Raw genomic sequence first — 23179 nt, forward strand, 5'->3', positions numbered from 1 at the left:
TGGCATGCGTCGGATCATGGGAACCGAAGTCGAGTACGGCATCGCCGTGCCCGGGGACGCCACGGCGAACCCGGTGCTCACCTCGACTCAGGTGGTGCTGGCCTACGCCGCGGCTGCGGACATCCCGAGGGCGCGCCGGGCGCGCTGGGACTACGAGGTGGAGTCGCCGTTGCGCGACGCGCGCGGGTTCGACCTGACGGGGCCGGGCGGTCCCGGGCACGACCCGGACGTCGAGGACCTGGGCGCGGCGAACGTCATCCTCACCAACGGTGCGCGGCTGTACGTGGACCACGCGCATCCGGAGTACTCGGCGCCGGAGGTCACGAACGCGCGGGACGCGGTGATCTGGGACAAAGCGGGCGAGCGGGTGATGGAGGAGGCCGCTTTGAAGGCGGCCACCGTGCCGGGGCAGCCGCCGTTGCAGCTGTACAAGAACAACGTGGACGGCAAGGGCGCGAGCTACGGCACGCACGAGAACTACCTGATGCAGCGGTCGACGCCGTTCACGGCGGTGATCGGGGGGCTGACGCCGTTCTTCGCGTCGCGGCAGGTGATGTGCGGTTCTGGCCGGGTGGGGATCGGGCAGCAGAGCGAGGAGGCGGGTTTCCAGCTTTCGCAGCGCTCGGACTACATCGAGGTCGAGGTCGGGCTGGAGACCACGCTCAAGCGCGGGATCATCAACACGCGCGACGAGCCGCACGCGGACGCGGACAAGTACCGGCGGCTGCACGTGATCATCGGGGACGCGAACCTGTCGGAGTACTCGACGTATCTGAAGGTCGGGACGACGGCGCTGGTGCTGGACCTGATCGAGGCGGGCGTGCGGTTCGACGACCTGAAGCTGGACGAGCCGGTGCGGGCGGTGCACAAGATCAGCCACGACCCGACGCTGAAGACGAAGGTCGAGCTGGCGAACGGGAAGAAGTTCACCGGGCTGGACCTGCAGTTCGCGTATCACGAGCTGGCGGCGGCGAATCTCGAGCGCACGGGCGCGGACGAGGCGTCGAAGGAAGTGCTGCGGGTGTGGGGCGAGGTGCTGGACGCGCTGGCGCGGGATCCGCAGGAGTGCGCGGACCGGCTGGACTGGCCTGCGAAGCTGCGGCTGCTGGAGGGGTACCGGGAGCGGGACCAGCTGGCGTGGGGCGCGCCGCGGCTGCGGCTGGTGGACCTGCAGTATTCGGACGTGCGGCTGGGCAAAGGCCTGTACAACCGGCTGGTCACGCGGGGTTCGATGAAGCGGCTGGTCACCGAGGAGGAGGTGCAGGCGGCGATCACGAATCCGCCGTCGGACACGCGCGCCTACTTCCGGGGCCGGGCGCTGGAGAAGTACGCGTCGTCGATCGCGGCGGCGTCGTGGGATTCGGTGATTTTCGACGTGGGCCGGGAGTCGCTGGTGCGGATCCCGACGCTGGAGCCGTTGCGGGGGACGAAGGCGCACGTCGGGAAGCTGCTGGACGCGGCGGCGACGGCGGAGGAGCTGGTGGAGGCGATCACCGGTTCGGACTAGCGCGATCCCGGCGTTTCGGGCCGCTGGAAGGCCCTTTTCGTCGGTACCGCTGGGTAGGCTAGGGAACATCGGCCAGACCGGGAGGCGAGATGGCGCAGGAGAAGATCGAGAAGCACGGCGGCGGCGATTCCGACGAGGAGTTCGACGACGCCGGCGGGGCGGGCCAGGAGCGGCGGGAGAAGCTCGGCGAGGACGTGGACACGATCCTCGACGAGATCGACGACGTGCTGGAAGAGAACGCCGAGGACTTCGTCCGCGCTTACGTGCAGAAGGGCGGCGAGTAGCCGTCCGCCCGTCGCGGCCGCCCCGGGTGCGGGGCGGTGCGGCGGGCGCGCTGGGCCGGAGGTTTCGCGCGGCGGCGCCGGGGGCAGGTTGTGCTCGGCGTTGCCGGGCACGGGATGAGATGGGAACCGAGAGCACGTATGGACAACACCTCCTCTGGGGCGGGTTTTTCCGGGCCCGGACTGCCGTCGGCCTACTTTTCGCCGGCGACGTCGTCGTTCGCGGATTTCGTGCGCGCGACCGCGCCGGAGCTGCTGCCGGCGCGGCGGGTGCCGGCGGGTGAGCTGGACGTGCCGCACGGCACGACGATCGTGGCGGTGGCGTTCGCCGGCGGGGTGCTGATCGCCGGCGACCGGCGGGCGACGTCGGGGAACCTGATCGCGAGCCGGGACATCGAGAAGGTGCACGTCACGGACGAGTACTCGGCGGTGGGCATCGCGGGGACCGCGGGGCTGGCCGTGGAGATGGTCCGGCTGTACGCGGTGGAGCTGGCGCATTACGAGAAGATCGAGGGCGTTTCGCTTTCGCTGGACGGCAAGACGAACAAGCTGGCCGGGATGGTGAAGGCGAACCTGGAGATGGCGATGGCGGGCCTGGCGGTCGTGCCGTTGTTCGTCGGGTACGACCTGGAGGCCGAGGACGCGAAGCACGCGGGCCGGATCGTGTCGTACGACGCGGCGGGCGGGCGGTACGAGGAGCACGCCGGGTATGCCAGTGTCGGTTCGGGTTCGCTGTTCGCGAAGTCGTCGCTGAAAAAGCTGTACGACCCGGACGCGGACGTGGACGCGGCGGTGCGGACGGCGCTGGAGGCGTTGTACGACGCGGCGGACGACGACACCGCGAGCGGCGGGCCGGACATGGTGCGGCGGATTTTCCCGAACGTCATCACCATCACCGCGGAGGACGGCGCGGTGGTGCTGCCCGCGGAGCGGACGGGTGCGGTGGCCGAGGCGGTGGTGGCCGGGCGCGCGGAGCGCAATCACCACCGGCCGGTGTGAGGCCGTCGATGTCCGCTGAATCAATGATTGCCGAGTTTTCGGAGAACGTGGAGCCGACACCGTGACGATGCCGTTGTATGCCTCTCCCGAGCAGTTGATGCGGGAGCGTTCCGAGCTGGCGCGCAAGGGGATCGCGCGGGGCCGGAGCGTGGTGGTGCTGAAGTACGCGGGCGGGGTGCTGTTCGTGGCGGAGAATCCGTCGGCGACGCTGCACAAGGTGTCCGAGATCTACGACCGGATCGGGTTCGCCGCGGTGGGCCGGTATTCGGAGTTCGAGAATCTGCGGGTGGCGGGGATCCGGCACGCGGATTTGAAGGGCTACCAGTACGACCGGCGGGATGTGAGCGCGCGGGCGCTGGCGAACGCGTACGCGGCGACGCTGGGCAGCATTTTCACCGAGCAGCTGAAGCCGTTCGAGGTGGAGGTGTGCGTGGCCGAGGTCGGGGCGACCGCGGCGGAGGACCAGTTGTACCGGTTGACGTTCGACGGGTCGATTTTCGACGAGTCGCCGTTCGTGGTGATGGGCGGGCAGACGGAACCGATCACGACGAAGCTGAAGGACGTCGTGGATCCGGAGCACGATCTGCGGACGGCGCTGGCGACGGCGATCGAGGGGTTGCGGGCGACCGCGACGTCGTCGAACGGGAACGGGTCGGCGGCGGAGGCGGAGATCAAGCTTGAGGTCGCGGTGCTGGATCGGGCGAAGCCGCGGCGGGCGTTCCGGCGGTTGTCGGGGGCGGCGCTGGAGGCGTTGCTGCCGGCGAAGGAGGAGCCTGCCGAGAAGGCGGACGAGTCCGGCGAGGGCGACGGCAAGGACTCGGACAAGGGTTCCGGCGAGGGTTCGGCCGAGAAGGAATGACGTGATGCGCTGTGGGCCGCCGGACGATTCCGGCGGCCCGCAGTCGTTTTCCGGGATACTGGCGTGGTGACGTGTGCGCTGGTGACCCCGTGGTGGCGTCGTCGGGTCGCCGGGGCGGGTTCCGCCGCGGGCGGTGTGGTCCCGACGGCGATTCTCGACTGGCGCGATCCGCTCGTGCAGTCGTTGGTGCGGGCGACCGCGTCGGACGACCGGTTGGCCGGGTTGCGGGCGGCGCACCGGGTGATCGCCGGTGCGGTGCGGCCGGTGTATGCGGTGCAGGAGCGGCAGCCGATCTCGCGGACGTTGCGTCGCGGGCGGGGTTCGTGCAGTCAGCGGCTGGCGATTCTGGAGGGAGTCGCGCGGGCGCAAGGGATTCCGACGCGGGTGCGGGGCCTGCTCGTGGACGGCCGGTTCTGGTATCCGCGGTTTCCGCGGCTCAAGTCCCTGGTCCCGTCGCGGGTGCTGGTGGCGTGGCCCGAGTTCGGGATCGACGGCAGCTGGGTTCCGGTCGGGGAGTTGTTCGGACCGTTGCCCGCGTTGGCGGCGAGTCCGGGTTTTTCCAATGACAGCGGGGAAACGCTGTTCGACGCGGTGTCCCGCACGGCGATCGACTGGGACGGCGTCACCTGCGAAACCGGCGGAGCGTGCGACCTGTCGGCGACCGTGCTGGCGGATCTAGGCCGTTTCGATTCGCGCGACGAGCTGTTCCGGCGGCACGGCCAGACGGTGTCCGGTCCGTTGACGAGGCTGATCGACCCGGTGCTGAGCCGGTGGGCGCCGCGTCAGAGCGCCTCCAACCGCTGACGCAGATGCGCTCGTTCGGGCTCGGTTCCCGCGCTGGCCAACGCTTCCCGGTACGCCGCCGCGGCTTCGTCGTCGCGGCCGAGGCGGTGCAGCAGGTCTCCGCGAGCCGCGGCGTACGGGTGGTAGCCCTGCAGTCGCGGCTCGCTGGCTAGCCCGTCTAGGAGTTTGAGTCCGGCTTCGGGTCCGTCGCGCATCGCCACCGCGGCCGCGCGGTTGAGCGCGACCACCGGGGTCGGGGCGAGGGCCAGCAGGATGTCGTACAGCGCCACGATCTGCGGCCAGTCGGTGTGCGCGACGTCCGGTGCTTCGGCGTGCAGCGCGGCGATCGCCGACTGCACGCCGTACGGCCCGGGCGGGCCGCCGGTCAGCGCGACCGGCACCAGCGCGCGGCCTTCGTCGATCAGCGCCGCGTCCCAGGAGGTGCGGTCCTGGTCTTCGAGCAGGACGAACTCGCCGTCCGGTCCGGTGCGCGCGGCGCGGCGGGCGTGGACGAGCAGCAGAAGCGCCAGCAGTCCGGTGCTCTCGCGTTCGTCGGGCAGCAGGCGGTGCAGGATCCGCGCCAGCCGGATCGCTTCCTCGGCCAGGTCCGGACGCTGGATGTCCGGGCCGGAGCTGGCCGCGTAGCCCTCGGTGAACAGCGAATACAGCACCTGCAGCACGCCGGGCAGCCGGGCGCGCAGCTCGTCGCCGGCCGGGACGCGGAACGGGATGCGGTGGTCGCGGATCCGGTTCTTGGCCCGCACGATCCGTTTCGCCATCGTCGCGGTCGGCACGAGGAACGCCCGCGCCACCTCGGGCGTGGTGAGCCCGGCCAGGCAGCGCAGCGTGAGCGCGAGCCGGTCCTCGGCGGCCAGCGCGGGGTGAGCGCAGGCGAAGAACAGCTGGAGCCGGTCGTCGGGCAGGTCGCCGTCGGCCCCGGGCGGCGGGGGAGGGTCGCTGCGGTCGGATTCCGCTTGCAGGACGGCGAGTTTCGCCGCGTACGCCTGGTCGCGGCGGAGCCGGTCGACGGCCTTGCGGCGCGCGGTCGTCATCAGCCACGCGCCGGGTTTCGGTGGGACGCCGTCGACCGGCCAGCGCACCAGCGCGGCCTCCACCGCTTCGGCGGCGACCTCCTCGGCCAGGTCGAGGTCGCCGAAACGGCGGACGAGCGCGCCGAGCAGGCGGCCGTGCTCCTCGCGGAACACGGCCGCCACGGACGCTCGCGCGTCAGGCATCGAAGTCGGCGATCGGGCGCACCACGACCGAACCGTCCCGCGAACCCGGGCAGCGGGCCGCCCAGTCGAGCGCCGCGTCGAGGTCCGGCACGTCCAGCACGTAGAACCCGCCGAGCAGTTCGCGGGTCTCGGCGAACGGGCCGTCGGTCGTGATGGACCGCTCGCCGTCCGCGCCCACCTGCACCTTGGTAGCGGTCACGAGATCGGCGAGGGACTCCCCGCTGACGAACACCCCCGCGTCGCGGACTTCCTTGTCGTAGGCCATCCAGTCGGCGGGCTCGCAGCCGGCCGCCCCGCCCTGCTCGGTGGCCGCGGAAGCGTGGATCAGCAGCAGGTACTTCATGGTCGGGCTCCTTCGTCGGTCAGCGCGGCCGGAGTGCCGCACTGACCTCACCACGAACGGCGCCCGCCCGGATGGACAGCGCCCGGAAGACATTTTTCCGGACAATCCGCTCAGGAGGCGGCAGGCGCGGTGCGGAAGTTCTGATCGGCGAAGGCGAGCATGTACGGGAGCGTCGCGCGGGCGGTGTGCCAGGTGTGGTTGAACCCGCGCTCGGCGTGCACCACGACCTCCTGGCCGCGCCGTTCCAGCGACCCGGCGATGCGGTGCGCGGTCGCGACGTCGGTCGGCGCGCCGGTGCCGACGGTCAGCATCACGGCGACCTTCTGCGGGAACGGCATCGTCGGGATGTAGCGGCGCGGGGTGTTCGCCGCGATCGCCGCCTGGTTGCCGCCGAGGACGCCGACCGAGTCGTTCAGGTCGTCGTACGGCAGCGAGATCAGCAGCGTGCCGAACTCGTCGAGGTGGTGCAGCCCGATGTTCAGCGCGCCGAAGCCGCCGCCGGACATGCCGCCGAGCGCGCGGTGGCCGCGGTCGGCGAAGGTGCGGTAGTGCTGGTCGACCGACGGGACGATGCTGCTGGCGAGATACGTCTCCAGCTGCGGTCCGCCCGGGACGTTGAGGCATTCCCAGTCGGTGCTCGGCCGGTTGGCGGTGAGGTCGACGCTCACGATGATCATCGGCTGGATCACGTTCGCGTCTTCGAGGCTTTTCAGCGTCTGCGGCGCGGAGCCGGAGGTGAGCCAGTCGCGCGGCCCGCCGTAGGGGTAGCCGTGGATCAGGTAGACGACCGGGTAGCGCTTGGCCGCGTTCGCCGGATCGTGGTAGCCGGCCGGCAGGATGACGTAGTTCTCGCCGTTCTGCACGCCGTGCGCCGGGTCGGGGACGTTGAGGACCTCGGTGCTGCCGTTGGCGTTCGCCGGAGCCGCCGGGCGGCCGGCGACGGGGGAGCTGCCGCTGCTCCCGCCGGTGGAGCTGTCCGGCGTGCTGGGGTCCGAATCCTCGGCCGGATCGTCGCTGGTGCTGCGCAGCAGGGTGCCCGCGACGTTCATCGCTCCGGAACCGCGCTGCAGCAGCCTGCCGAGGTCGCTGGGCGTGCGGACATAGCCGACGTAGCTGTTCACCGCGGTGACCGCGGCGATCAGGAACAGCGCGATCGACCCGCTGACGCCCCAGCGGCGCACGCGGCGGCGGTGCGCGAGCGCGATGGTGACGGCGAGGACCGCCACGGCGGCACCGGCGAACGCCAGCCACAGCAAGGGGGATTCGAGCGGCCCGAGGTCTCGCGCCTGCGAGGTGACCGACGGGGGCAGGACCGGGTCGACAGCCTGCGGGAACAGCCGGGTCATCCGCGGCCTGCCGGAGACGGGCAGCTGCGACCGCGGGAGGAAAAACGCACCGAGAAGACCCCTGCCGTGAACTGGTGCGGACAGGGCAGTCCGCACCTCGAAGATCACGCTATTGAGGGCTCGCTGTGGATTCGTTGAGAAAAGGTAAAGAAACGATCAAGACCCGCCCCCAGTGCGGCGAGCCGACGGCAAAAGCGCAGGTCAGCGCGGGGCCGGCCGGGCACTGCGGCGAAGAACACGGTGCCCGGCCGAACGCCGGCGAAGGGACCTTAGGGCATCGCGCGGTCAGGCGTCGCTGTCCGGATTCCGGTAGACGGTCAGCGCGCTCGGCCGCGACCGGAACCGGAACTCCCGCCCGAGCGGCCCGACCTCCCCGTCGGTGGCGACCCGGCGGTTCCCGTCGAGCAGCCGCACGTGCAGCTCCGGCAGGTCCCGCTGCCGGTAGACGTGGCTCGCGTGCAGGCTGTTGGTGAGGCTCGCGGCCACGAACCGGATCCGCGACCAGCGCACGTCCGCCCGCACGTACCGGACGTCGAGCAGGCCGGTGTCGAGCGCCGGGCGCCGCGACGGCGCGAACCCCTTCGGCGCGTACGTGCCGTTGCCGACGAAGATCAGCCACACCTGCGTCGGCTTCCCGTTCAGCTGCACCCGCAGCGGTTTCGCCCGCCGCATCGCCCGTACCAGCGCGATCGCCGCGGACGGCCACTTCGGGAACCGGGTCTGCAGCTTTTCCCGCAGCCGCACCATTTCCGGATACCCGCCGAGGCTCGCGGTGTTGACGAACCAGCGGTGCCCGGCCTCGCCGGAGCCGTCGATCTCGACCTCGGCCAGGTCGATGCCGACCGCGTGCCCGCCCTCGGTCGCCTCGTCCGCGTCCGGCATCGACCGGACCCCGACGTCGCGGGCGAAGTGGTTGAGCGTCCCGGCCGGGATGAGCGCCAGCGGCAGCCCGCGTTCGGCGGCGACCGACGCCACGGCCGCGACCGTGCCGTCCCCGCCCGCCACGCCGAGCGCGCGGACCGAACCGTGCGCTTCGATCTCGTCGGCGAGCTGCTCGCGCAGATCCCGCGACGGGTCCGGGTAAATCAGCGACGCCTTCGGCCACGCGTAGCGGACGTCCTCCGTCGGGTCCTGGCCGTTGACGCCCGAATGCGGGTTGACCAGCGCCAGCATGTCCTCGCCGTCGCGCATCTCCGGCGCTTCCGCCGCGTGCGCGGTGCGGGCGCGGACATCCGGGTGCAGCGGCCACCAGTGCCGGGTCAGCACGGCGATCCCGGTCCCGATCGCGAGCCCCGCGGCGACGTCGCTCGGCCAGTGCACGCCGGTGTGCACCCGCGAGTAGGCGACCGCGCCGGCGAGCGGCACGATCGCCAGCCCGGCCCGCGGCGACTCCATCGCGACCGCGGTCGCGAACGCGGCGGCCGAAGCCGAATGCCCGGACGGGAACGACGACGACGTCGGCCGTTTCCGCAGCTGACGGTGCGCCGGAACCTCTTCCTCGGCCGGACGGCGGCGCGGGAACAACGGCTTCGCGACCAGGTTCGCCGCCGCGCTCGCCCCCGCGATGGCGGCGATCCCGCGCAGCGCGCCGCGGCGCGCCGGGCCCTTCCGGACCGCCAGCACGGCCGCCACGCCCCACCAGAGCCGCGATTTGTCCGCACTTCGGGACAACGCGGTCACGATGTCGTCCGCCCGGGTGCGGGGGAGCGCCGCACTGCGCCTCATCAGGGCCCGATCCCTCCGCCCTACCTGCCGGAACGCCCGGCCGACCTGCTGGAACACTCTCGTCCACCTCCGCTGGCCGCGCCGGATCGCCCACCGGTCCCGGCGACCGGTTTCCGCCGCAATGTCACCACTTGCAACGTACCGACCGCGTGTCGCCGCCCGAACGGCGCACCTTCCGCGGGGGTCCAGCGCCTACTCTGGTGGGATGCAGCGGCGGATCTTTGGCATCGAGACCGAGTTCGGGGTCACGTGCACCTTTCACGGCCAGCGCAGGCTCTCGCCCGACGAGGTCGCGCGCTACCTCTTCCGGCGGGTCGTCTCGTGGGGACGCTCGTCCAACGTGTTCCTGTCCAACGGCTCCAGGCTCTACCTCGACGTGGGCTCGCACCCGGAGTACGCGACAGCGGAGTGCGACGACCTGACCCAGCTCGTCACGCACGACAAGGCAGGCGAGCGGATCCTCGAGGACCTCCTCGTGGACGCCGAGCGCAGGCTGGCCGACGAGGGCATCGGCGGCGACATCTTCCTGTTCAAGAACAACACCGACTCCGCGGGCAACTCCTACGGCTGCCACGAGAACTACCTGGTGACCCGTGCCGGGGAGTTCTCCCGGATCGCCGACGTGCTGCTGCCCTTCCTCGTCACCCGCCAGCTCATCTGCGGCGCGGGCAAGGTGCTGCAGACCCCGCGCGGCGCGGTGTACTGCCTCTCCCAGCGCGCCGAGCACATCTGGGAGGGCGTCTCCAGCGCCACCACCCGGTCCCGGCCGATCATCAACACCCGCGACGAACCGCACGCCGACGCCGAGCGCTACCGGCGCCTGCACGTCATCGTCGGCGACTCCAACATGGCCGAGCCGACGACGATGCTGAAGGTCGGGTCGGCGCACCTCGTGCTCGAGATGATCGAGGCCGGGGTCCAGTTCCGCGACTTCACCCTCGACAACCCGATCCGCGCGATCCGGGAGATCAGCCACGACCTCACCGGACGCCGCCAGGTCCGCCTCGCCGGCGGGCGCGAGGCGTCCGCGCTGGACATCCAGCGGGAGTACCACGCCCGCGCCGTCCAGCACCTGAAGGAGAACGGGTCCACGCCCGCCAACGAACGCGTGGTGGAGCTGTGGGGCCGCGCGCTCGAGGCGGTCGAGGAGCAGGACTTCAGCAAGATCGACACCGAGATCGACTGGGCGATCAAGCACCGCCTGGTCGAGCGCTACCGGGCCAAGCACGACCTGGACCTGTCCAGCCCGCGCGTGGCCCAGCTCGACCTCGCCTACCACGACATCCGCCGCGGCCGGGGCATCTTCGACCTGCTGCAGCGCAAGGGACTCGTCCGGCGCGTCACCGACGACGGCGAGATCGAGGCGGCCAAGGACACCCCGCCGCAGACCACCCGGGCGAAACTCCGCGGCGACTTCATCGCGGCGGCCCAGGCGGCCGGACGGGACTTCACCGTCGACTGGGTGCACCTGAAGCTGAACGACCAGGCGCAGCGGACCGTGCTGTGCAAGGACCCGTTCCGGTCGGTCGACGAGCGCGTGGAACGGCTGATCGGCTCGCTGTAATTTCCGCGCCGGAACACCGGCTCGATGTTCGCGAGGGGCCCCTGAGGGAATCAGATTTTGTCAGGGGCCCTCTCCCGAACCTCCCTCGGCGTTCCCGCGTCGGGGTTGCGCGAGCGGTTCGGGCGCGGGAAAACGTTGCTGCGGGCGCATAAACCGACGAAAGTCGTCACCCGAGTGCGGCAGGATCTCCGCATGCGTGCGTTCCGGAGGGTCCTGGTCCTCATAGCGGTCCTGTCGATGTCCCTGGGCGGAGTCGCTGCGGCCTCCTCGCTGCCGTCGTGGCGGCTTCTGCCCACCGGCACCGCCGCGCAATTCCGCGGGCTCTCCGCAGTGAGCGAGCGGGTCGCGTGGGTCAGCGGGACCCAGGGCACCGTGCTGCGGACGGTCGACGGCGGGCGCAGCTGGCGGCCGGTCGGGCCGCCGGACGCCGGGAAGCTCGAGTTCCGCGACATCGAGGCCTTCGACGCCGACCACGCCGTCGTGTTGTCGATCGGGCCCGGTGCGGATTCCCGGATCTACCGCACCGACGACGCCGGGAAGCACTGGCACCAGACGTTCAGCAATCCCGATTCCGCCGCCTTCTACGACTGCCTCGCCTTCTTCGACCCGTGGCGCGGTCTCGCGATGAGCGACCCGGTCGACGGGAAGTTCCGCGTCCAGGCCACCTTCGACGGCGGCCGCAGCTGGAAGCAGCTCCCGGACGACGCGTTCCCGCCCGCCGAGCCCGGCGAAGCCGGATTCGCGGCCAGCGGCCAGTGCATCACCACGTCCGGACCGTTCGACGCCTGGCTGGCCACCGGCGGCGGAGCGCACGCCCGCGTCCTGCACTCCGGAGACGGCGGGCGGCACTGGACCGCGGCTGAAACCCCGTTGCCCAGCAGCGCGTCGGCCGGAGTCTTCGCGGTGGCGTTCCGTACGCCGTGGCAAGGCGTCGCGATCGGCGGCGACTACGCGAACCCGACCGCACCCGGCCCGGCGGTCGCGCTCAGCCATGATCGCGGGAGCAGCTGGCGCACGCCGCCGGAGCATCCCGCCGGTTACCGTTCCGGGCTCGCCTGGCGCGGCGGCGCGGTGCTGGCCGTCGGGCCGGGCGGGAGCGATCTGAGCCGCGACGGGGGACGGCACTGGACCTCGTTCGACAGCGGCAGTTTCGACACCGTCGACTGCACGTGGTCCGGCGCGTGCTGGGCCAGCGGAGCCAAGGGCCGCGTCGCGAAGCTGGTTCCGTAAGAGGGAACCCGTTCCGGGCAGGGAAGCCGCCCGGAACGGCGGTGCGTGACCGGGCGCGCACGGCGGGTCCGTTCGGTCGCACACGGGCTGACCAGGCGCGACGCGCGAGGGCTGGACCTGACGATCGCGCGCGGCCGGGAGAGCTAGAGTCGTCTGGTGTCCACCGCACGCGCCGAACGGCTGGTCAACCTCGTGCTGGCCCTGCTCTCCACCCGGCAGTACCTCACCGCGGAGCGGATCCGCGGGATCGTGCCCGGGTACGCCGACGCGGCCAGCGACGACGCCTTCTTCCGCACCTTCGAGCGGGACAAGACCGAACTGCGGGAACTCGGCATCCCGCTCGAAACCGGCCGCAACTCCGTCTTCGACCCGGTCGAGGGCTACCGCATCGCGCGCCGCGACTACGAACTCGGCGAGATCGACCTCGCGCCGGACGAGGCCGCGGCGGTCGGGCTCGCCGTCCGGCTCTGGGATTCCCCCGAGCTCACCGGACAGGCCCAGGGCGCGCTGGTGAAACTGCGCGCGGCCGGCGTCGAGGTCGACGACCAGGCCCCGACCGTGATCGAACCGCGGGTGCGCGCGGAACCGGCGTTCGCGCCGATGCTCGCCGCCGTCCAGGCCGGGCAGGCGGTCCGGTTCGAGTACCGGCGCAGCGGCTCGCCCGAACGCCGCATCCGCACGCTCGAACCGTGGGGCGTCGTGTCCTGGCGCGCCCGCTGGTACGTCGTCGGCCACGACCGCGACCGCGACGCGCCCCGCTGCTTCCGGCTCTCCCGCGTCACCGGAAAGGTCGCCGCGATCGGGAAACCGGGCGCGGTCGCGCGGCCCGAGGGCGTCAACCTCATGCAGCTCGTGTCGGTGACCGGCGGCAGCGAAGACCCGGCCCCGGTCACGACCGCCCGGCTGTGGGTCGCCGACGGCCGCGCAGCCGGAGTTCGCCGCCGCGGCGACATCGTGGGCCGCGAAACCGTCGCGGGCGAGGAAGGCGACGTCATCGAGATCGGCCTGTACTTCCCGGAATCGGCCGCCGACTGGATCGCCGCGCAAGGCCCGGACGTGCTCGTCCTCGAACCGGACGTGCTCGCCAAATCCGTGCAGCACCGGCTCGAGGCCGTGCTCGCCCGCGCCGGGCAGGGGAGCGCCCGATGAGCGCCTCCGGCGAACGCATGCCGAGACTCCTCGCGCTCGTGCCCTACCTGCTGGCCCGCCCCGGCATCCGGATCGACGAGGCCGCGCAGGACTTCGACGTCACCCCGCGCCAGCTGCGCAAAGACCTCGAACTGCTGTGGATGTGCGGCCTGCCCGGCTACGGCCCCGGCGACCTCATCGACCTGTCCTTCGAAGGCGACACCATCGTCGTCACCCACGACGCCGGGATGAGCCGCCCGCTGCGCCTCACCGGCGGCGAGGCCACCGCGCTGCTGGTCGCGCTCCGCGCGCTCGCCGAAACCCCGGGCGTGGCCGACGGCGACGCGGTCCGCCGCGCCATCGCCAAGATCGAGGACGCCGCCGGGCAGGCCCGCCCGGCCGGAGTCGTCGTCGGGGGAGGAGTGCGCGAGGGAGCCCGCGCCGCCCGCACCCGCGAGACCGTCTCCGGCGCGCTGCAGGACGGCCGCGCGCTGCGGATGCGCTACTACACCGCCTCGCGCGACCAGATCACCGAACGCACCGTCGACCCGATGCGGCTCGTCATCGTCCAAGGCGTCGGCTATCTCGAAGCGTGGTGCCGCCGGGTCGAAGGCGTCCGGCTCTTCCGCCTCGATCGGGTGGACGCGCTCACCGTATTGGACGAACCCGCAGCTCCGCCCGCCCACGCGCGGCCCACCGACCTGTCCGACGGGGTCTTCTCCGCCCGTCCCGATCAGCGGGTCGCCCATCTCGTGCTCGACCCCGACGCGCGCTGGGTCGCCGAGTACTACCCGTGCGAGGAACTCGACGAGCTCGACGGCGGGCGGCTGCGCATCGCGATGCGCTACAGCGACGAGCCCTGGATGGTCCGCCTCGTGCTCAGCCTCGGCGGGGAAGCCCAGGTGGAGAGCCCCGCCACACTCGCCGAGGCAGTCGGTCGCCGGGCCGCCGACGCGGTGGCGCGTGCCCGTCACCTCATGTCCATCTCCGACCGATAAGGTGGTTTCAGTGCCGTACCTGCCCGTCTATGTGCTGCTCGCGGCCGGCCTGCTCGTCCTGGCCCTGCTGCTGGTACGGACCGCCGGAGTCTTGCGCCGCTTCCGCCGCACCATGAGCATGGTCAGTGCGGACACCCACGACCGGACCGGACTCCTCCGGGCCCGGTCCGCGGCACTCCGTGTGGCCGTGGCCGAACGCCGCCCGGCGACCGGCAACAAGTAACATCAGCACAGACCCCAGACAAGGAGGGCAGACGACCATGAACGCGCTGCAGCCGTGGCACATCATCGTTCTGGTGCTCGTGGTGGTTCTGCTGTTCGGAGCGAAGCGGCTCCCGGACGCGGCCCGGTCCATCGGCAAGTCCATGAAGATCTTCAAGGCCGAGACCAAGGACCTGACCGGCGAACAGAAGGCCGAAGCCGAGGCCGAGTCCGCCGACACCCGGCACATCGCCCCTCCCGCGCCCGCGCAGACCGCGCAGGACAAGCAGGTCGCCGACCTCCAGCGCCAGCTCGACGAACTGAAGAAGCAGCAGGCGGCCTCGGCCGACCAGCCGCAGAAGAACGCGAGCTGACCCTCCGCGCGCACCACCCGGTCCCCGGTCCACGGCGGCGCGCCGGTGCGGCGCGCCCCGGCGGGCTCTGACGAGAACGGAACGACCAGTGGCGGAAGCCGCCAACGGCAACGGCAGCCGGTCCAGCAAGCGGAGCCGGCGCAGCCGTCGGAAAAACCCCGACGGCACGATGACGCTCATCGAGCACATCTACGAGTTCCGCCGCCGCCTCGGCTGGGCGGTCGTTTTCGTCGTCATCGGCGCGATCTTCGGGTTCATCTGGTTCGGCCAGCGGTTCGGGCCGATCCCGTCGCTCGGCGACATCATGACGCACCCGTACTGCGCCATCCCGAAGGAACAGCGGTTCGGCGGCGAAACCGGCTGCCGCCTGCTGCAGACGGTCCCGTTCGAAGTCTTCATGCTCCGCCTGAAAGTCGGCGTCGCCGCGGGCGCGGTCCTGCTGTCCCCGGCCTGGCTGTACCAGCTGTGGGCGTTCATCGCCCCCGGCCTCTACGCCAAGGAACGCAAGTACGCGCTCACCTTCGTCGGCTTCGCCTCCGTGCTCTTCGCCGCCGGCGCGGTACTGGCCTACCTGCTCGTCCCGCACGCCCTCGCGCTGCTCGCCGGGTTCGGCCAGGACCAGTTCGTCACCGCCCTCACCGGCGACAAGTACATCTCGTTCATCCTCTCCCTGCTGGTGATCTTCGGCGTCAGCTTCGAACTGCCGCTGCTCGTCGTGATGCTCAACCGCGTCGGCGTGCTCAAGTACCAGCAGCTCAAGAAGTGGCGCCGCGGCATCGTGTTCGCGCTGTTCGTGTTCGCCGCGTTCGCCACCCCCGGCTCGGACCCGTTCTCGATGCTCGGCCTCGCCGCCGCGCTCACCCTGCTGTTCGAGATCTCGATCCAGATCGCCCGCTTCCACGACCGCAAGCTCGACCGCGTCCGCCAGGACGAGGGCTGGGACCAGCTCGCCGACGACGAGGCCGCGCCGTTCCACTACACGCCGAGCACCGCCGACGGCGAGGAACCGGCCGCGCAGAAACCGGCGTCCGGCCGCGGCGGCTCGACCGACGACATCACCTGACCGTGGGCCTGAACGCAGCACTGGCCGTGCACCCGGCCTCCGGCCGCGGCGCCGCGGCCCGCCTCGCCGAAGCGGTCGCGGCACGGCTCCGGCCCGCCGTCGACCGGCTCGACCTCCTCACCGCCACCAGCGTCGAGGAATCCCGCGCGCTCATGCGGTCCTCGCACGCCGAAGGCCTCGACGTGCTGATCGTCCTCGGCGGCGACGGAGCGGCCCACCAGGGCGTCCAGTTCTGCGCCGACCACGGCGTCGCGCTCGGCCTCGTCCCCTCCGGCACCGGCAACGACTTCGCCCGCGCCCTCGGCGTCCCGGCCGACCCGCGCGCCGCCACCGACGCCCTCGCCAAAGCCCTGCAGGCCGGGCACCGCCGCAGCGTCGACCTCGGCCGCGTCGGCGACACCTGGTTCGCCACCGTGCTGTGCGCCGGATTCGACGCCGCCGTCAACGCCCGCGCGAACGCGATGCGCTGGCCCGCCGGACCCCGCCGCTACGACCTCGCGATCCTCGCCGAACTCACCGCGTTCAAGCCCAGCCCGATCGTCGTGCACACCGACGAAGGCACCTTCTCCGGGGACACGAGCCTGATCGCCGTCGGCAACACCCCGTACTACGGCGGCGGCATCCCGATCTGCCCGGACGCCGACCCCGGCGACGGCCTCTTCGACGTCACCGTCATCGGCGCCCCCGGCCGCGCCCGCCTGCTCCGGATGCTGCCGCAGCTGCGCACCGGCGAACACGTGCACAAGCCCAGCGTCGAAACCTTCCGCACCCGCACGCTGCGCATCGAAGCACCCGGCTGGCCGGTGTACGCCGACGGCGAGGACCAAGGCCAGGCGCCGGTCGAAGCGACCTGCGTGCCGTCCGCGCTCACGGTCGTCGCGCCCCCGCGGTGACCGGCGGCACGCCGCGTGCGGAATGTCGGGGGCATGTGGAACCCTGACGGGGTGGCCACTAGCCCTTCACCATCGCCGGCCGAGGCCTACGCTGCCTCCCGTCGCCGCGCCAAGCACCCCCAGCTGACCCGGTTTTCCGCCGAATCGGCCTTCGAATTCGACGATTTCCAGATCCGCGGCTGCGAAGCGCTCGAAGAGGGCCACGGCGTCCTGGTCTGCGCCCCCACCGGGGCGGGCAAGACCGTGGTCGGCGAGTTCGCCGTCCACCTCGCCCTCGCAGAGGGCCGCAAATGCTTCTACACCACCCCGATCAAGGCCCTGTCCAACCAGAAGTACGCCGACCTCGTCGAACGCTACGGCAACGACGCCGTCGGCCTGCTCACCGGCGACACCTCGATCAACGGCAACGCCCAGGTGGTCGTCATGACCACCGAGGTGCTGCGCAACATGCTCTACGCGGGCAGCTCCGCCATCCCCGAACTCGGCTACGTCGTCATGGACGAGGTCCACTACCTCGCCGACCGCTTCCGCGGCGCGGTCTGGGAGGAAGTGATCCTCCACCTGCCCGAGCACGTCCGCGTCGTCGGCCTCTCCGCCACCGTCAGCAACGCCGAGGAATTCGGCGAATGGCTCGTCGAGGTCCGCGGCGACACCACCGTCGTCGTCGACGAGCACCGCCCGGTCCCGCTGTGGCAGCACATGCTCGTCGGCAACCAGCTGCTCGACCTGTTCGCCGGCCAGAACGAGGCCGACCCGGGAGAACAGCTCCGGATCAACCCCACGCTGCTGCGCAAAACCGACGACATGGGCCGCTTCGCCCCCAACTTCCGCGGCCCGCGCGGCGGCCGCCGCGGAGGACCGCCGCGCGGGCCGAGGTTCCGGCCGCCGTCACGCGTGGACGTGGTCGAACGGCTCGACCACGCCGGGCTGCTGCCCGCGATCGTGTTCATCTTCTCCCGCGCCGGCTGCGACGCGGCGGTCGCCCAGTGCGTCCGCTCCGGCCTGCGGCTCAACGGCCCCGAACAGGTCGAGGAGATCCGCCGGATCGTCGACGAGCGCACCGCTGAGCTGCCCGAGGGCGACCTCGGCGTCCTCGGCTACTGGGAATGGCGCGAGGCGCTGGAGCGCGGCTTCGCGGGCCACCACGCCGGGCTGCTGCCCGCGTTCAAGGAAACCGTCGAGGAACTGTTCGTCCGCGGCCTGGTCAAGGTCGTGTTCGCGACCGAAACCCTCGCGCTCGGCATCAACATGCCCGCCCGCACCGTCGTGCTCGAACGGCTCGTGAAATACAACGGCGAGGCGCACGTCGACCTCACCCCCGGCGAATACACCCAGCTCACCGGCCGCGCCGGCCGCCGCGGCATCGACATCGAGGGCCACGCCGTCGTCGCCTGGCAGCCCGGCGTCGACCCGAAGGCCGTCGCCGGTCTCGCGTCCACCCGCACGTACCCGCTGCGCTCGTCGTTCCGCCCCGGCTACAACATGGCGGTCAACCTCGTCGCCCAGGTCGGCGCGGACGCCGCCCGCGACCTGCTGGAACAGTCGTTCGCGCAGTTCCAGGCCGACCGGTCGGTCGTCGGCACCGCACGGCGGATCGAACGCAACAAGGAAGCCCTCAAGGGCTACACGGCCGCGATCTCCGGCGACTTCGACCAGATGCTCGAGTACGTCGAACTCCGCGCGCAGATCTCCGCCCGCGAGAAGACGCTGTCGCGGCAGAACACCTCGTCCCGCCGCGCCGAGACCGCGCAATCGCTGGAGAAACTGCGCAAGGGCGACGTCATCCCGGTCCCAGCGGGCCGCCGGGCCGGGCTCGCCGTGGTCGTCGACCCCGGCCTCGACCCGATCCGCGAACCCCGCCCGGTCGTCGTCACCGAGGACCGCTGGTCCGGTCCGCTGTCGGTCGCCGACTTCCCGGCCCCGGTCGAAGCCCTCGGCCGGATCAAGCTGCCCAAGCACATCGAACTGCGCTCGCCCAAGACCCGCCGCGACATCGCCTCGTCGCTGCGCAACGCCGGCATCGCGCTCCCCGGCCGCCAGCGCCGCCGCACCGCGGCCGCAGACGACGCCGAACTCGCCTCGCTGCGCCGCGCCCTGCGCGCCCACCCCTGCCACGGCCTCGCCGAACGCGAGGCCAACCTCCGCTGGGTCGAGCGCTACCAGCGGCTGTCGGCCGAAACCGAACAGCTCGAACGGAAGGTCGCGGCCACCACGCACTCGCTGGCCCGCGCGTTCGACCGGATCCTGCGGCTGCTCGGCGAACGCGGCTACGTCCGCCCCGGCGACGGCGAGGACCGCGTCACCGAACACGGCCGCCGCCTCACCCGCCTCTACAGCGAATCCGACCTGCTCGCCGCCGAATGCATCCGGCACGGCGTCTGGAACGGCCTCGGCCCGGCCGAACTCGCCGCCGTCGTGTCCACCCTCGTGTTCGAAGCCCGCCGCGACACCGCGGGCGAACCCCGCCTGCCCGGCGGCGCGGTCCCCGGCGCGTGGCAGGAAACCAGCAGGCTGTGGGTCGAACTCACCGAGGACGAACGCCGGCACCGCCTCGACCGCACCCGCGAACCCGACGCCGGGTTCGCGTGGCCGGTCTACCGCTGGGCGCGCGGCGAATCCCTGGAGAAGGTCCTCACCGCGGCCGAGACCAACGGACAGGAACTGTCCGCGGGCGACTTCGTCCGCTGGTGCCGCCAGGTCATCGACCTGCTCGACCAGGTCCGCGACGTCCTCGGCAAGGAGGACCCGGTCGGCGCGGCGGCGGCACAGGCGGTCCGGGCGCTGCGCCGCGGCGTCGTGGCGGCGGGCGCGGCGTGAGCGCGAGGGCACACCTTGGTAGCGACTGCGCGCGGACACGTGTGCCAGGTCCAGACCTGTGGTTGGATCGCGCACGACACCCGCGGCCCGGCCTGCGGATGCGGACAGACGAAGGCGGAGGCTAACGATGAGCACGCCGTATGGCGGCAACGACCCGCGGCAGCAGCCCCAGTACGGGCAACAGCCCTACGGCCAGGACCCCGGCTACGGGCAGCAGCCGGGCGGCGCGTACCCGCAGAGCGGGCCGCAGCAGCAGCCGTACCCGCCCCAGCAGTACGGCCAGCAGCCCTACGGTCAGGACCCGAACTACGGCCAGCAGCCCGGCGGCTACCCGCAGCAACAGCAGCCGCAGCAGCCCCAATGGGGACAGCAGCCGCCGCAGTACGGGCAGCAGCCGCCCTCCTACGGCCAGCAGCAGCCCTACGGCGATCCGCAGCAGCAACAGCAGTACGGCGGCCAGCAGCCCGGCCAGTACGACTACGGCCAGCCCGGCGGGGCCGCCCCGGAATCCTCCGGCGGGTCGAAGAAGGGCCTGTTCATCGGGATCGGCGCGCTCGTCGTCGTGGTGGCCGTCGTGGCGATCCTCGGCTTCGTCGCGCCCGGCTTCTTCAAGACCCAGGTCTTCAACAACAACCAGATGCAGACCGACGTCGCGAAGCTGCTCACCGACACCTACAAGATCCAGGGCGTCAGCGGGGTCACCTGCCCGGCCGAGCAGAAGGTGGAGGACGGCGCGAAATTCGAGTGCACCGCCACCATCAACGGCAAACCCCAGCAGGTCCCGATCACCGTCAAGGGCAACGACGGCAACTACGAGGTCTCGCCGCCCGCGGCCAAGTGACGCCCCGCAATTCAGTGGCGGGCAAGCAGCCGCTCCCGCAATGATCGGGGCATGAGCGACCGCACCGTCCGCATCCTCCGTCCCGACGAGCAGCGCGCGGCCTGGGACCTGTTCCGGGCCGCGCTGCACGTCCAGCCCGGCACCGACGAGGAATGGGACCGCGTCTCCGCGGCCTACGAGGCCGAACGTAGCTGGGGCGTCTTCGAGCCGGACCTGGTCGGCACCGCCCGGTCCTTCGCGGCCGAAATGGTCGTCCCCGGCGGAAAACGGCTCCCGCTGGCCGCGGTCACCGGCGTCGGAGTCCGCGCCGGACGCACCCGCCGCGGCGTGCTCAGCGCGCTGCAGGCCGCACAGCTGGGCGACCTCGCCGAACGAGGTGTTGCGCTCGCGCTGCTGCACGCGTCCGAGGGCGCGATCTACGGCCGCTACGGCTACGGCGTCACGACCCTCGCGAACCAGGTCGTGGTGAAAAAGCACCGGGCGCAATTGCGCCCCGACGTGCCCGCCGGGGGAGAAGTCACCGTGCTCGGCATCGACGAGGCCGCCCCGCGATGGCCGGAACTCTATGCCGCGACCGCAACCGGCCACGTCGGCGCGATGACCCGGCCGGAGATCTACTGGCCACCGTTCGAAGGGCACCTGCGCCGCCGCGCGAAGCTCGTCCAGACCGCCGTGCACCGCGGCCAGGACGGCACCGACGGCTACGTGATCTACCACGTCGAAGAAGGCGCCGCGCACGACAACGGCAAGCTGCAGGTGGTGGAGTTCAGCTACGCCAACCCGGCAGCGTTCGCCGGGCTGTGGCGGTTCCTGCTGTCGGTCGACCTGGTCGACGAGATCGTGCTCCCGATGCGCCCGCTCGACGAACCGCACGCGCTGCTGTTCACCGACCCCCGAATGGCGAAAACCGAAAGCATCGACGACGAGAGCTGGCTCCGGCTGGTCGACGTGCCCGCCGCGCTCGCCGCCCGCACCTACGGACCGGCCGAACCCGTCGTCATCGAGGTGTCCGACCGGTCGCTGCCCGCCAACGACGGCCGCTACCTCGTCGGACCCGACGGCGCCACCCGCACCGACGCCGAACCCGCGCTGCGGCTCTCCGCGGACACCCTCGCCATGCTCTACTTCGGAACGTGGCGAGCCTCAGCGCTTGCGGACACCGGCCGGATCGAGGTGTTCGACCCGGCCGCGCCCGAAGCCGCCGACGTTCTCTTCGGCACGCGCGAATCGGTGTGGTGCGGTACGTTCTTCTGACCGTTGACCAGACGTTTCGCGCAGAGGAGCGGGTTTGATGCGCGCCGTGCGGGTGCTGTTGTTGTGCGGCCTGGGAATGCTCGCCGCCGCGGGCTGCGACAGCGGCACACCCCCGCCCCCGGCCCGCACCGTCACCGTCACACCGGACAGCCCCGCCGAGCCGGGCGTCGCGTCGTCCTCGGCGGCGGCGCCCAGCTCTTCCTCGGCGATGCGCGTGTTCGACTCCCGGGTGATGGCCACGGCCGTCACCCGGCTCCTCACCACCGACTACAAACTCGCGGACGTCGGCGCGGTGTCCTGCCCGGACCGGCAGCCCGTCGCCGACGGCTCGCGCTTCCAGTGCACTGTGGACATCGCGGGCACGACGAAACACGTCCCCATCACGGTGACCGGCGCGGACGGCAAGTACCGCGTCGACCCGCCCCAGTAACTCGGCCGCGCTAAATCCGATAGCCGCGCGGCCGCGGAAATTGGTTGAATCGGGACATGAGCGACTACGTGGTACGCCAGATCACCGACGACGAAAGCCGCGCGACTTTCGACCTCCTGGTGCGGTCCCTGCACGGAAACCCGCCCTCGGACGAGCGCTGGGCCCGGGTCGGCGATTCCTGGAAGGCCGACGGCCGCACCGGGGCGTTCCACGACGGCGAACCCATCGGCATCGCCAGCTCCTTCGCCACCGAGCTCGCCGTCCCCGGCGGCGCCACCGTGCCGATGGCCGCGGTCGACGGCGTCGGCGTCCGCGCCGACTGGACCCGCCGCGGCGTGCTCACCGCGATGATGGACCGGCAACTGCACGACTTCGTCCAGCGCGGCCACGTCGTCGCCGCGCTGCACGCGAGCGAAGCGCTGATCTACGGCCGCTTCGGCTACGGAGTCGCGACCCGCATGGCCACCCTGCAGGTCAAGCAACCGGCCCCGCTGCGCGAAACCGTCGCCGCCCCCGGCCGCGTCCGGCTGCTCTCCGCCGACGACGCGATCGCGACGATTCCCTCGCTGTACCAACGGATCGACACCGGCCGCCCCGGCCGGATCGCCCGCCCGGAACTCTGGTGGCCGATCGCGTTCAACTGGCATCTCCACCCCGACGGCGGCAACCACCGTGTCGCTGTCCACAGTGGACCGGACGGCGACGACGGCTTCGCCGTCTTCCACGTCGTGCCGCAGAACAGCTACCTCGACCCGGAACGCGGCGCCGCGCTCGAAGTCCACGAACTGCACGCGGCGTCGCCGGAAGCACTGGCCGGACTGTGGCGGTTCCTGCTGTCGGTCGACCTGATCGAGGTCGTGCACGCGCGCTGCCGTCCGGTGGACGACCCGGTGGGCCTGCTGCTCGTCGACCCGCGCCGGGCGCACACCGTCGCCGTCGACGACGAACTCTGGCTGCGGTTGATCGACGTCCAGGCGGCGCTCGCGGCCCGCGCGTACGGCTCCGCGGAACCCGTTGTGCTGGAAGTGAACGACCGGATGCTGCCGGACAACCGCGGCCGGTACCGCGTCAGCAGCAACGGGGTCGAGCGCACCGACGCCGACGCCGATCTGCAGCTGGACGTGGACACGTTGGCGATGCTGTACCTCGGCGCCTGGGAAGCCGCGCCGCTCGCGTTGTCCGGCCGGATCACCGGCGCGACCGCGGAAACTCTCGCCCGGGTGGACGCGCTGTTCCGGACCGGCACGCAACCCTGGACCGGCACGCACTTCTGATCCTCAGGGAGGGTTCCGCCGCGGGCTGGAACCC

Annotated in this window: 22 protein-coding genes; 18 read left to right on the forward strand and 4 right to left on the reverse strand. The window is 71.7% G+C overall.

The window, feature by feature from the left end:
* Nucleotides 1-4 precede the first annotated feature (4 nt).
* The 5 genes from dop to WA670_RS22985 all read left to right on the forward strand — a co-directional run bounded on the left by dop (nt 5) and on the right by WA670_RS22985 (nt 4450).
* Nucleotides 5-1507: a depupylase/deamidase Dop gene (gene dop / locus WA670_RS22965; RefSeq protein ID WP_037806477.1), complete on the forward strand. Its 1503-nt coding sequence runs from the start codon at nt 5-7 to the stop codon at nt 1505-1507.
* A gap of 89 nt (nt 1508-1596) precedes the next feature.
* The gene (locus WA670_RS22970; protein WP_037806475.1) at nt 1597-1791 is read left to right on the forward strand and encodes a ubiquitin-like protein Pup; all 195 of its coding nucleotides are present in this window, start codon (nt 1597-1599) and stop codon (nt 1789-1791) included.
* Between the two features lie 138 nt (nt 1792-1929).
* Entirely contained in the window at nt 1930-2787 is an 858-nt protein-coding gene (gene prcB / locus WA670_RS22975) for a proteasome subunit beta (protein WP_134734405.1), read from the forward strand.
* A gap of 61 nt (nt 2788-2848) precedes the next feature.
* Entirely contained in the window at nt 2849-3646 is a 798-nt protein-coding gene (prcA, locus tag WA670_RS22980; protein WP_037806473.1) for a proteasome subunit alpha, read from the forward strand.
* A gap of 66 nt (nt 3647-3712) precedes the next feature.
* Entirely contained in the window at nt 3713-4450 is a 738-nt protein-coding gene (locus WA670_RS22985) for a transglutaminase domain-containing protein (RefSeq protein ID WP_037806821.1), read from the forward strand.
* Here WA670_RS22985 and WA670_RS22990 read toward each other — a convergent pair.
* The 4 genes from WA670_RS22990 to WA670_RS23005 form a co-directional block, all read right to left on the reverse strand.
* Nucleotides 4429-5664: an RNA polymerase sigma factor gene (locus WA670_RS22990; RefSeq protein WP_336158797.1), complete on the reverse strand. Its 1236-nt coding sequence runs from the start codon at nt 5662-5664 to the stop codon at nt 4429-4431. The two genes, WA670_RS22985 and WA670_RS22990, sit on opposite strands and share 22 nt — an antisense overlap.
* Complete coding sequence (locus WA670_RS22995; protein ID WP_037806471.1) at nt 5657-6007, reverse strand: YciI family protein; 351 nt, start codon at nt 6005-6007, stop codon at nt 5657-5659. The genes WA670_RS22990 and WA670_RS22995 overlap by 8 nt, the downstream gene beginning before the upstream one ends.
* Nucleotides 6008-6117: 110 nt before the next feature.
* Nucleotides 6118-7353 (reverse strand): alpha/beta hydrolase-fold protein, encoded by a 1236-nt coding sequence (locus WA670_RS23000; RefSeq protein ID WP_037806819.1) that lies wholly within the window; start codon nt 7351-7353, stop codon nt 6118-6120.
* Between the two features lie 285 nt (nt 7354-7638).
* Nucleotides 7639-9078, reverse strand: a complete 1440-nt coding sequence (locus WA670_RS23005; RefSeq protein WP_439098624.1) for a bifunctional phosphatase PAP2/diacylglycerol kinase family protein — start codon at nt 9076-9078, stop codon at nt 7639-7641.
* A 205-nt stretch (nt 9079-9283) separates the two neighbouring features.
* Here WA670_RS23005 and pafA point away from each other — a divergent pair, with 205 nt between their 5' ends.
* The 13 genes from pafA to WA670_RS23070 all read left to right on the forward strand — a co-directional run bounded on the left by pafA (nt 9284) and on the right by WA670_RS23070 (nt 23145).
* Nucleotides 9284-10642, forward strand: a complete 1359-nt coding sequence (pafA, locus tag WA670_RS23010; RefSeq protein ID WP_037806466.1) for a Pup--protein ligase — start codon at nt 9284-9286, stop codon at nt 10640-10642.
* A gap of 192 nt (nt 10643-10834) precedes the next feature.
* Entirely contained in the window at nt 10835-11872 is a 1038-nt protein-coding gene (locus WA670_RS23015; RefSeq protein WP_336158798.1) for a WD40/YVTN/BNR-like repeat-containing protein, read from the forward strand.
* Nucleotides 11873-12028: 156 nt separating this feature from the next.
* Nucleotides 12029-13021: a helix-turn-helix transcriptional regulator gene (locus WA670_RS23020; protein ID WP_336158799.1), complete on the forward strand. Its 993-nt coding sequence runs from the start codon at nt 12029-12031 to the stop codon at nt 13019-13021.
* A complete protein-coding gene (locus WA670_RS23025) occupies nt 13018-13998 on the forward strand; it encodes a helix-turn-helix transcriptional regulator (protein WP_134731985.1) in 981 nt (326 codons plus the stop codon). The genes WA670_RS23020 and WA670_RS23025 overlap by 4 nt, the downstream gene beginning before the upstream one ends.
* Before the next feature lie 10 nt (nt 13999-14008).
* On the forward strand, nt 14009-14221 hold the full coding sequence (locus tag WA670_RS23030; RefSeq protein WP_037806458.1) for a bacteriophage holin: 213 nt from the start codon (nt 14009-14011) through the stop codon (nt 14219-14221).
* A 37-nt stretch (nt 14222-14258) separates the two neighbouring features.
* Nucleotides 14259-14573 carry a Sec-independent protein translocase subunit TatA gene (gene tatA / locus WA670_RS23035; RefSeq protein ID WP_043830417.1) on the forward strand — a complete coding sequence of 105 codons (315 nt, stop codon included), beginning with the start codon at nt 14259-14261 and terminating at the stop codon, nt 14571-14573.
* 88 nt (nt 14574-14661) lie between these two features.
* Entirely contained in the window at nt 14662-15636 is a 975-nt protein-coding gene (gene tatC, locus WA670_RS23040; protein ID WP_336158800.1) for a twin-arginine translocase subunit TatC, read from the forward strand.
* A gap of 2 nt (nt 15637-15638) precedes the next feature.
* Nucleotides 15639-16529 (forward strand): diacylglycerol/lipid kinase family protein, encoded by an 891-nt coding sequence (locus WA670_RS23045; RefSeq protein WP_336158801.1) that lies wholly within the window; start codon nt 15639-15641, stop codon nt 16527-16529.
* A gap of 33 nt (nt 16530-16562) precedes the next feature.
* On the forward strand, nt 16563-19346 hold the full coding sequence (locus WA670_RS23050) for a DEAD/DEAH box helicase (protein ID WP_199817167.1): 2784 nt from the start codon (nt 16563-16565) through the stop codon (nt 19344-19346).
* Between the two features lie 127 nt (nt 19347-19473).
* Nucleotides 19474-20187, forward strand: coding sequence for a DUF4333 domain-containing protein (locus tag WA670_RS23055; protein ID WP_037806454.1), 714 nt, complete (start codon nt 19474-19476; stop codon nt 20185-20187).
* Between the two features lie 51 nt (nt 20188-20238).
* Nucleotides 20239-21441 carry a GNAT family N-acetyltransferase gene (locus WA670_RS23060; protein ID WP_336158802.1) on the forward strand — a complete coding sequence of 401 codons (1203 nt, stop codon included), beginning with the start codon at nt 20239-20241 and terminating at the stop codon, nt 21439-21441.
* A 37-nt stretch (nt 21442-21478) separates the two neighbouring features.
* The gene (locus tag WA670_RS23065) at nt 21479-21871 is read left to right on the forward strand and encodes a DUF4333 domain-containing protein (RefSeq protein WP_336158803.1); all 393 of its coding nucleotides are present in this window, start codon (nt 21479-21481) and stop codon (nt 21869-21871) included.
* A gap of 56 nt (nt 21872-21927) precedes the next feature.
* Nucleotides 21928-23145 carry a GNAT family N-acetyltransferase gene (locus WA670_RS23070; protein ID WP_336158804.1) on the forward strand — a complete coding sequence of 406 codons (1218 nt, stop codon included), beginning with the start codon at nt 21928-21930 and terminating at the stop codon, nt 23143-23145.
* The last annotated feature ends 34 nt before the right edge of the window (nt 23146-23179 follow it).

The sequence above is a fragment of the Amycolatopsis sp. VC5-11 genome (genome assembly GCF_037034185.1).
Taxonomy (GTDB): domain Bacteria; phylum Actinomycetota; class Actinomycetes; order Mycobacteriales; family Pseudonocardiaceae; genus Amycolatopsis; species Amycolatopsis nivea.

Excerpts from the sequence above, each read along its gene's own strand:
- WA670_RS23055 (WP_037806454.1), top strand. The coding sequence starts at position 19,474 with ATGAGCACGCCGTATGGCGGCAACGACCCGCGGCAGCAGCCCCAGTAC.
- dop (WP_037806477.1), top strand. The coding sequence starts at position 5 with ATGCGTCGGATCATGGGAACCGAAGTCGAGTACGGCATCGCCGTGCCC.
- WA670_RS23065 (WP_336158803.1), top strand. The coding sequence starts at position 21,479 with ATGCGCGCCGTGCGGGTGCTGTTGTTGTGCGGCCTGGGAATGCTCGCC.
- WA670_RS22995 (WP_037806471.1), bottom strand. The coding sequence starts at position 6,007 with ATGAAGTACCTGCTGCTGATCCACGCTTCCGCGGCCACCGAGCAGGGC.
- WA670_RS23050 (WP_199817167.1), top strand. The coding sequence starts at position 16,563 with ATGTGGAACCCTGACGGGGTGGCCACTAGCCCTTCACCATCGCCGGCC.
- WA670_RS23005 (WP_439098624.1), bottom strand. The coding sequence starts at position 9,078 with ATGAGGCGCAGTGCGGCGCTCCCCCGCACCCGGGCGGACGACATCGTG.
- WA670_RS22990 (WP_336158797.1), bottom strand. The coding sequence starts at position 5,664 with ATGCCTGACGCGCGAGCGTCCGTGGCGGCCGTGTTCCGCGAGGAGCAC.
- WA670_RS23060 (WP_336158802.1), top strand. The coding sequence starts at position 20,239 with ATGAGCGACCGCACCGTCCGCATCCTCCGTCCCGACGAGCAGCGCGCG.
- WA670_RS23070 (WP_336158804.1), top strand. The coding sequence starts at position 21,928 with ATGAGCGACTACGTGGTACGCCAGATCACCGACGACGAAAGCCGCGCG.
- WA670_RS23015 (WP_336158798.1), top strand. The coding sequence starts at position 10,835 with ATGCGTGCGTTCCGGAGGGTCCTGGTCCTCATAGCGGTCCTGTCGATG.
- prcB (WP_134734405.1), top strand. The coding sequence starts at position 1,930 with ATGGACAACACCTCCTCTGGGGCGGGTTTTTCCGGGCCCGGACTGCCG.
- WA670_RS23000 (WP_037806819.1), bottom strand. The coding sequence starts at position 7,353 with ATGACCCGGCTGTTCCCGCAGGCTGTCGACCCGGTCCTGCCCCCGTCG.
- tatA (WP_043830417.1), top strand. The coding sequence starts at position 14,259 with ATGAACGCGCTGCAGCCGTGGCACATCATCGTTCTGGTGCTCGTGGTG.
- WA670_RS22970 (WP_037806475.1), top strand. The coding sequence starts at position 1,597 with ATGGCGCAGGAGAAGATCGAGAAGCACGGCGGCGGCGATTCCGACGAG.
- WA670_RS23025 (WP_134731985.1), top strand. The coding sequence starts at position 13,018 with ATGAGCGCCTCCGGCGAACGCATGCCGAGACTCCTCGCGCTCGTGCCC.
- pafA (WP_037806466.1), top strand. The coding sequence starts at position 9,284 with ATGCAGCGGCGGATCTTTGGCATCGAGACCGAGTTCGGGGTCACGTGC.